Source organism: Frankia sp. CcWB2, from assembly GCF_977927585.1.
Genome location: NZ_CDWRCM010000189.1, coordinates 1 through 8,555 on the forward strand (window position 1 = coordinate 1; position 8,555 = coordinate 8,555).

Consider the following 8,555-nt stretch of genomic DNA (forward strand, 5'->3'; position numbering starts at 1 on the left):
GGCTCAGGAGCGCCCAGCGTTCCGGTCGCCGGCGTAGCCGGCCCGGCGGGTCTTCGCGTGGGCGGGCTCGACGGACACGGTCGGGCCGTTGACCTGCAGGTTCAGGTTCGCATTAGTGCTGATTGGGTGCGCTCAAACCTTGCCAGCAAAGATCGACATATGTCGTGACCTGCACTTTAAGTGGCCGGGTAGGGGTGGACATCCGAACTGTGGGCAGCCTTCTCGCGGCTCCCAGCGGCGAGGCTGTCTGTGGTACCCGTCGAGAGCGTTCCGAGTAGATTCAAGATTCCCGCGGATGGTGAGGACGCTCGGGCGGTGGGGCCTTCCCCTGGCGGCTCGCGGAGGTTGTGCGACTGTGGGGTGATGGGGAACCGACAGCCGCGGAACCGGGTGCTTGGTGACCGCCTGTGGGATGACACGGGGGGGGGAGTGGCGCCGTGTCGCCGGCCAATGGGCCGATGTCGACGAGGTGGAGCGGCGCCTTGCCGATGCACGCGTTGTCCTGCTCTATGGCTTCGGTCGCCCCTTGCAGTGGCTTACTCTCAACGACGCGGCGCATCGTTGAGAGTAGATGCGGCGCCATTTCGGGGTTCCGGGTCAGTGCGGCGCGAGGGGCGACGACCACGATCTCACCTATGCGGCTGCGGTGTGGCACCGTGGCGACGAGCAGCTTCTGGGTTTCGAGGCGTTCTACTGAGGGCCGACGCGAGGGCGCGTCCGGCAGCCAAGCCGGCGGACGACCACGGACGCCGGTGGATGTCGCGGCCGGTGCGTGGCCTGCCACCGGGAGCATCGAGCCGTGCCTTCTAAGCACCAGGTCGCAGGTTCGATCCCTGCCGGGCGCACTCAAACCTTGCCAGCAAAGATCGACATATGTCGTGATCTGCACTTTAAGTGGCCGGGTAGGGGTGGACACCCGAACACGGCCAGAGACTGCAGCGCGTCGACCTGCGACATTGGGTTCGAGTCTTGCTGGGTTCGGCGCCCAAACCCCCGCCGATCAGACGTCCATGCCCGTCCGGACCGAACGGCGTGGTTACAGGACAGCCGCGTCGAGCTGGGCGATGCAGGTGGGCAGGCGCCTGTATTCGGTACGTAGCTGACCGATGTAGGCGCTGAACCCGGCGGCGTCGCCGATGGCGAGGCAGGCAGCACGGAGGTCACGGAACAGGCGGGCCGCTGCTCGGTAGCTGCACTTGTCCGCCGTGGTGAGGACGCGGGCCTCGATCAGCGTGCGGTAGGGCGCCAGCACATCGGCCGGGTGGTTAGTCCACCGCGGCTCCACGATCTGGACGAGCCTTCGTTCGAAGAGCACGTCAAAGTTGTGGAGACCGACTCTCCACGCCTGGTCGGCATCGCCCTCGGCGAGCAGGACAGCCACCAAGCCGCCAGCGAAGGCCGGTCGCCGGTAGACCCGCGCGCGCTGAACGGACGTCGCCCACTCGGCGAGTCCGGTGTCCGCCACGTATCGCCGGCCGGTGTCGAGCAGCCCGGTAAGCACACACCGTGGGCCGACATGCGAAGTCGTCCCTGTGCAGGACTACAGCGGCCGCCCGGTCACCAGCGCCGATCTCCAGGTCGACCAGCAGGTCACGAAAGCGATCAGTCGGCAGCCCACCCTCGTGCTCGGCCAGACCGCGGCGGAGCCAGTCGATCGCTTCGGCGGCCAGCGCAACTCAAGGCCATGACGACCCGCTGATACTGCCTGGAGATACCCGCGGTTGCAGGCAACGATCGCAGCGTTCAGCGCGTTGGATGCGGCCAGCCTGGGCCCTCACAGGCCTATTCGGGCGGAAACCTCTCCGTCATCCAAGCCCATGCCCGCAGCTTTTCGAAGCCAATGTCATTGTTTACCAGGTCAAACACGTCGTCGTCGAGGATCTGATATTCGATGTCGGCGTCGCGCGAGGCCATCATGGCGGAAGGTTTCGCCCGGTTCGACAAGGCGTGGTCGATGCGTTCAAGGAGGAGAGTTCGGGTGGCATCTGCCGGCAGACCGAATAGATCGATACTGACCACCGTACGTAGCAGGCCGGGCCTCTCGCAATCTTCAATCCGAAGCGGAAGGAGCCTACGGTCGAATCTCTCCGGGTCAGCTGCGCGCGCCGCGCGCCATTCCTTAGCTATGGTTAAGATCATCGAAGGGGCAGATCCCGTCTGACGGCTCCTGCTCGACGGATGGGACCAAAGCCTCGCGACCGCGGGACGCAGTCACGAGACCCGGACCGCGTACCGCAAGGCGGGCGTCGCGTTCGTCAACTGGCTCGCGGCACTGCCGCCGACGCTTGGCTCGACGCCGCCGACGGCGAACAGACGCTCGCTGACCATGTGGGCTGGACGACCACCCAGATGATCAAGCGATATGGTGCCGCCGGCTGAGCCCGCCGCGCCCAGAACGAGCACGAACGCCTCGGCCTGGGCGACCGGATCTGACGCGTGATCGCGCACGGAGCGCCGAACGACCCCTGTAGAGGGCCGGGCCGACAACTGCCGCCACTGGGACGGGTGTGACGTACTCGCGACTGCCGGTGGTTCCCGCACCCCTACAGCGAGCCGCTCCCGATCATGGCGATATCTCGACCGGAGTCAGGGAGGTGCGGGTCGCGGTGTAGATGAAGGGGCCGGGCTTGCCCAGGAGGGCTTCGATCGCCCGCCACTGGCACATGACGATCTCCAGTTGGTCCCAGGTGCCTTTCGCCTCCTTGCCGGCGAGCGATACAAGACGGGCGCCGTTCTCCCGGACGGCGTTGATCTCCGATCGTCGGCCCTGGATCGCACTGTCTCGGGTGATGGCGAGCCAGCCGTGTTTGGCGGCGGTGGGAATCCAGACGTCGTCAAGGGTCGCTACATCAGTGATGGGACAGGCTGGACGTTCGCGTTTGAATCGTGTGATACCTGGATCGCCGGGGTAGGTTACGTCCGGCCGTAATCTACCCAGGAGCTTGCCGAGGCCGAGCAGGTCGGCATCGATGTAGAACCGGACGATCGCAGGCCTGAGCCGCGTCACGCCGCCCGGGCGGAGTACTCGTAGGCAAGCGCCCAGCAGACGTCTTGCGCCGTGAGGTCGAAGGCGTTGGCGATCTCCTCGACGTCTTCGTCTGCCTCGACGTGCTCCCACAGCACGACCGTGCTGATCCCGCCGATGGACGGGCTTCCGCCACGCAGGTTCGGGATGCAACGCACCGGGGAGTCGGTGTCGTCGTGTGGGCGCCAGGCCGCGGCGAGGTCGTCGTCACCCCAGTCGATCCGCTGGATGAACGCGTCGGCGGGGGGCAGCAGCAGCATCTGGCCACGGACGTCCGAGACGAGGCAGAATTCGGGAGCGAGGCCAGCTTCGTCCTGCGCCTGGAGCACGAGGGTCTTCCCGGAGACCAACGGTCTGCGGTCCGCGAGCGGGTAGGGGACGCCGAAGTCGTCGCGGAGCTTGTCGATGAACGCACGTAGCTCGGCCATCGGCACCCTGCGCTGGCGGTACTCACGCAGCAGCGCGGCTTCGACGAACTCACCCCAGGTCACGGCGGCCCCGCGGCCGCGGGGTTCCTGACGGATCACCGGCCGGTACAGGCGACCGCGCCGCTCGCCGCCCTCAAGCCAGTAGACGAGAGTGCTCTGCGGGACCCGCAGTAGCGCCGCCGCCACCGCCAGCGAGTACATCTCCCGGTCCAATACTGATATCACAGTTTTCCCCCACAATGACGCTTTCCGCCCCACAATCGAATACGAAGCATGACAGTTTGTGTTCTGGTTGGGGTAGCGTATCGGCTCCACCAGGCCAGCTCGGTGTTTCTGCCAGGTCGACTGGCCATACATGTCGCCTTGCGGCACTCTCAGGCCCCCGTCGTACCCCGCGGCCGGGACCTCGACGCGTCAGTCCTCGCCACGCCACCCCGGGCGGTTGGTGTCGAGCCATGCCTCGACTTCGACGACCGGGGCCCGCAGCCGTATCTGGTGACCGAGTATGTCGAAGGACCCACGCTGCATTCGTGGGTCCGGCGGACCGGCCCCGATGCGTGGCTCAACCCTGGAGCAACTGGCGATCGCCCACACCCGAGTTCCGCCGCAGGGTGCTCGACCTGATCGACACCGGCCGTTCAGCTCTCCTCGAAGCCCGACTGGTCGAACTTTAAGGTCCCGGCGTTCTCGGAGACGGTGCGGACTTGGCCTTCCTCGAAGCCGGTGCTCTTCGTGGCTTCGATCTCGATCTTCACGACGAGCTCGGTGCCGTCCTGGCGGAGGTTGGCGATGATCTCGTCGGCGACGTTCTTGAAGTCGAGGGCGATCTTGTCGGAATTCAGAGTCTTCACGCCGTAGAACCGCGTCTTGACCTTGCGATGGTAGACGCCCGGGTGGTCGGGGTCCGGTTTGAAGGGCTTCTTCGCGTCGTCCTCGCTCGGGCTCTCCGTCAGGCCCGGCGTCGCCGGGACTTCGGCGTCGCGCTGCTGGGCGGCGATGTCGGGACGCACCAGGAGCAGCGAGTCGGTGGCCGCCGGTGCGGCGCCCTTGTCCTCGGGCGTCCAAAGTCCGAGGTAGCGGCCGGCGGAGTCGTCATAGCCGGCGGCGAGCGCGAAGGCATCGGTCTGCCAGATCATCGGCAGGTCGATGATGCCCTCGTTGAGAACCGTCCTGTCGCGCAGGCGAGGCATGTAGGGGTACTGGCTGTAGAGCGCCCACAGAGCGCCGAGCGAGACCTGGCCGTCCTTCCAGATCTGCGGGACCTTGCTGATCGCCAGGCGGATCGTCGCCGCGGCCTGCCTCGTCGAGAGGTCGCCGTCGTTGCCGAGGCGGCGGGACACCCGCTCGGCGAGCGAGGTGGACTGCCCGTCGGCCTTAGCCTCCCGGATGACGAACGGCGCGCTCGGGTCCGGCTGGGCCGGGACGAGCGCCCAGGTGAAGGTCTGCAGGAGCCTGGCCGTGACGGTCTGGTCGGCCTGGGCCTGGCGCTGGGCGGCCTGCTTCTTCTGGTTCTGGGTCAGGTCGAGGTCGGCCTCGTTGTCGAGAACGTGCTTCCAGCCGAGGTAGTCGCGGGTGGCGGCGTCGAGCTCCCCCAGCCGGACCTCGTCGGGGGCGAGGTAGACGAGCATGTTGCGGTTGGTCCGGTTGGAGCTGCCGCGCTGCTCGGTCGCCTTCTGCGCGAAGCCCTTGGCGACCGACTCGGTGCCCCGCTTGTGGGCGAACTTCGGGTGCAGGATGACGAGGCGCGCCTCACCGGTGTCCGGGATGTCGGCGTCGTTCTCCGGGCAGACGTGGACGCCGGCGAAGTCGCCCTTCAGGCGGCCCTGGCCGAGCAGCCGCGTGACGATCTCCTTCCACACGTCCTCTTTGTGGAGCCGCTCGGCCTGGTCCTTGGCGGTGCGGGTGATGTTGGGCTGGAGATCGTACCAGTGCTTGCCGGACCCGGAGTAGAAGTAGGTCGCCCGGTCACCAAGCTGGGTCAGCGCGGAGTGGAAGTTACCCGGGACGTCGCCGGGAATCGCGGTGCCGAGGAAGACCCGCTGGGTACCGATGCCCTTGTGGACCGAGCCGGGTGCGATGGTCGGGGCCGCGCCGAAGAACACCGTGCGGGCGAGCCGCTTGGTCAGCGCTCGCTGGCCGAACAGCGGCTTCTCCTTGTCGATGCGCGCCGGCTCGGAGTTCGGGCCGTCGACATCGGCGTCGATGATCGCCTTCCAGGAGTCCTGGAGGTACTGCGTCAGCTCGGCGTTCACGTTCGCGGTGGCGAGCGGGATCGAACCCGGCATGATCAGCGGTGACGCGTCCTCGCCCGTCCAGAGCGCGTGGATCACCGTGCTCATCAGCCGCAGCACACCGCGGGTGCGCTGGAATCGCTCCAGCGAGGACCACTCCTCGTAGAGGGTGTCGAACAGCTCCGGGCGGATCGGGTAGGTCCACCTGATGCAGTACTCGTACAACGTCTCGCGTGCCTCACGCGGGAAGTCATCGGTGTACTTGCGGTACAGCTCCACGTACGCCTTGGCGGTCGCTCCGATCGAGGCGAGCGCGGCGGCGTCAGGTTGCTTGAACAGCCGCTGCCTGACGATGTGGTAGGCCTCGTCCGACGACGCCGGGCGCCACTGATCAGCCACCCGGCGCACGACGTTCTGGAGCCGCTTCAAAGCTTCCAGGCCGTTGGCGCCGCCGACCTCCTCGGCGTTCCCGGCCACGATCTCCGAGTCGACCCCGCTCTCAGAGGCAGGAATCGAGATCGCGAGCAGGACGCCCGAGGTGCCCTTCGCGGCCTCGGTCAGCGACTGGGCGAAGGTGAACTGATCGTCGAACGTGCCGCCCGCAAGGTCGTCGCGGCCCACGAGTGAGCGGGCGTAGGCGACCCACTCGTCGATCAGGATGACGGCGGGCGCGTACTTCGCCAGCAGCGTGTGGAGCGCGTCGCCGGGATGGGTGCGGTTGCTGTCCGCGGTGGCGACGATGGCGTACGCCTCGGCACCGCCGAGCTGCCAGGCCAACTCACCCCAGATCGTGTTGACGTGGGTGCCGTCGTCCTTGGTGACACCGGACGGGCTGAGGTGGTTGCCCACGATCGTGACCCGGTTCACCTCGGTGCCGGGGTAGCCGTTGGCGGTGAGCAGTTCCTGGGTCTCCTGCGGGAACTCGCCCACGGGAAGTCCGGCGGCCACGTGCCACAGCGACAGCATCGAGTGCGTCTTGCCGCCGCCGAAGTTGGTCTGAAGGTTGATAACCGGAGAGGCATTGTCGTCACCCGAAAGACGCCGCACGGCGCGGCCAATCAGGTCGCAGAGACCTTCGGTAAGATAGGTGCGCTTGAAGAACTCGACCGGGTCGGCATAGTCGGAGTCGACCTCGCCGCCGACGGCAACCTTGTAGAGGTCGGCCGCGAACTCGGAAGCGTGGAAGTTGCCGGTCGCGACGTCATCGTGGGGCTGGAGCACTTCGCGCCACGGTTTGAGGCCGGTGGCCTCGGGGTTGTCGACCGCGGCCTCGAGGACCTTCTTGTCGTCCTTGTCGGCGGCCACGCGACGCAGGTTGAGCCGGATGCCGCGGACCTCGTCGGTCTCGGCGTTCGCGCCGATGAGCTTGAGCAGGCGTTCGCCCGTGTCGAGTGCGCGGTAGGCGTCGTCGTCGCTGAACGAGCCGTTGTGCGCCCACGCGTTGCGCACCTCGCGCAGCTCGCTGGCGTAGGTCTCGCCGACGCGCCCGACGGCCTGATTGAACGGGTACCAGCCCTGCTTGTAGCCGCCGGTGATGTTGCCCTCGGTGAGCAGGCGGAACTGGACCTGCGGGTCGAGCGGGTCGTAGCTCTTGCTCGCGGGGGCGCCGTTCTTAAGGTCCTTCGCCTGGACCAGCTTCGTCCACTCAGCCCCCAGCGCCGGGTCGGCCTGTCCGATCACCGACGAGATGAAGTCGTCCAGCGCCGGGGCGAGGACCTGGAACATCCGGTCGATGCGGTCGCGGTTGCTCAGCGCCATGTCTACTCGTCCTCGTCGAAGTCGATCGCGAACTGCGTCTTGGTGGGCTTCTTCTGGGTGCGCGCGACCTCCAGAATCTCCGGCCAGCTCGTCACGAGGCTATTGAAGCTCAGAGCGTCCTTCGTCCAGCCATTGCCCTCCGCGATGCGGAAGAGAAGGTGTGTGAGCTCCTTGATGAGGTCAGCATCGACGGCGCCGTCTGGGCGGCTCAACGCCGCCTGGAGGAAGTCGCCCGCCGGGATGATACCGTCCCGTTCCAGCACCTTGATCAGATGGTGGAGGGCCTCCCAGTTGCTGGTGTGGCTGTCCTTCAGCACGTCGTAGTCCCACGACAGGTCGGCGGGCTTGATGAGCTGCACGTTGCCAGCCCGGCTCGTCAGAATCTCCTCCCGGTCCATGACGTCGACGCTGGTGTTGCGGGCCCGGGCGAGGTTGTCAGCGTCGCCGAACTTGCCAACCCCGTAGCCATGCTGGCGATACCACGCGATCGCGAACCGGGAGGTCGAGTCGAAGTCGCCCTCCTGCTCGGCCAGCACCACATCGAGGATCTCATTGATCCGCGCCAAGGCCGAGCGCACGGTCATTTTCTTGCCGTCGGGCTCAAGGACCGCGCTGTACCGGCTGAACACCGCCATCCCCGGCCCGATCGCCGCCTGCGGCAGGTCCACCGGCGCGATCTGCCCCTGCTGCAGCTTTCGAAGCGCGTCCGGTAGCTCCGCCCCCAACGCCGCGATGAACCCACGCCGGTCCGTCGTCGGCGCTCCCTCGGGACGAGGGCGCAGCGATAGTACGATCGAGGAGGCCAGCGCATTGGAGCTAGTTGCTCGGAGACGTCCCGCACCCTCGGTTCGCATCGGCCAGGTTGATGTAATCTCCCAGCCGCCACGGATCATGCCTTCGAGTAGAGTTTCCCAGCCGCTCGACGCCTCCCCGAAGTCGTCCACCTCAGACTGTTTGAATGCGTAATAAACCGTGATCGGGTACCGCTTCGACGCAAAACCACGCGCCCGAGAAAAGACCTTACGAAATCCGTCCTCGAAAAACTCCTTGGCCTCGTCGGCGCCACCGCGGAGGAACTGATTTGCAACGAGTTCCTCCGCCTTAGGGGGTCTT

Annotated in this window: 7 protein-coding genes, 1 tRNA gene and 1 pseudogene; 2 read left to right on the forward strand and 7 right to left on the reverse strand. The window is 66.7% G+C overall.

Annotated features, from left to right (window positions below; all coding sequences use genetic code 11):
- The first annotated feature begins 770 nt into the window (after positions 1–770).
- Positions 771–845, forward strand: a tRNA-Arg gene (locus ACY45C_RS17395).
- A 191-nt stretch (positions 846–1,036) separates the two neighbouring features.
- Here the strand turns inward: ACY45C_RS17395 and ACY45C_RS17400 are convergent.
- Positions 1,037–1,501: a hypothetical protein gene (locus ACY45C_RS17400; RefSeq protein WP_462188614.1), complete on the reverse strand. Its 465-nt coding sequence runs from the start codon at positions 1,499–1,501 to the stop codon at positions 1,037–1,039.
- 31 nt (positions 1,502–1,532) lie between these two features.
- Between ACY45C_RS17400 and ACY45C_RS17405 the strand changes: the two genes are divergently transcribed.
- Positions 1,533–1,688, forward strand: coding sequence for a hypothetical protein (locus tag ACY45C_RS17405; protein WP_462188615.1), 156 nt, complete (start codon positions 1,533–1,535; stop codon positions 1,686–1,688).
- Positions 1,689–1,782: 94 nt separating this feature from the next.
- Here the strand turns inward: ACY45C_RS17405 and ACY45C_RS17410 are convergent, their stop codons facing one another.
- The 6 genes and pseudogenes from ACY45C_RS17410 to ACY45C_RS17435 all read right to left on the reverse strand — a co-directional run.
- Entirely contained in the window at positions 1,783–2,019 is a 237-nt protein-coding gene (locus tag ACY45C_RS17410; protein ID WP_462188616.1) for a hypothetical protein, read from the reverse strand.
- A 192-nt stretch (positions 2,020–2,211) separates the two neighbouring features.
- A complete protein-coding gene (locus tag ACY45C_RS17415; RefSeq protein WP_462188617.1) occupies positions 2,212–2,448 on the reverse strand; it encodes a hypothetical protein in 237 nt (78 codons plus the stop codon).
- Between the two features lie 115 nt (positions 2,449–2,563).
- Complete coding sequence (locus ACY45C_RS17420; protein ID WP_462188618.1) at positions 2,564–3,007, reverse strand: PIN-like domain-containing protein; 444 nt, start codon at positions 3,005–3,007, stop codon at positions 2,564–2,566.
- The gene (locus ACY45C_RS17425) at positions 3,004–3,678 is read right to left on the reverse strand and encodes a DUF433 domain-containing protein (RefSeq protein WP_462188619.1); all 675 of its coding nucleotides are present in this window, start codon (positions 3,676–3,678) and stop codon (positions 3,004–3,006) included. Before ACY45C_RS17425 ends, ACY45C_RS17420 begins: the two co-directional genes overlap by 4 nt.
- Before the next feature lie 413 nt (positions 3,679–4,091).
- A complete protein-coding gene (locus tag ACY45C_RS17430; RefSeq protein WP_462188620.1) occupies positions 4,092–7,442 on the reverse strand; it encodes a Swt1 family HEPN domain-containing protein in 3,351 nt (1,116 codons plus the stop codon).
- Positions 7,443–7,444: 2 nt separating this feature from the next.
- A pseudogene (locus ACY45C_RS17435) lies at positions 7,445–8,555 on the reverse strand (hypothetical protein); the annotation flags it as partial.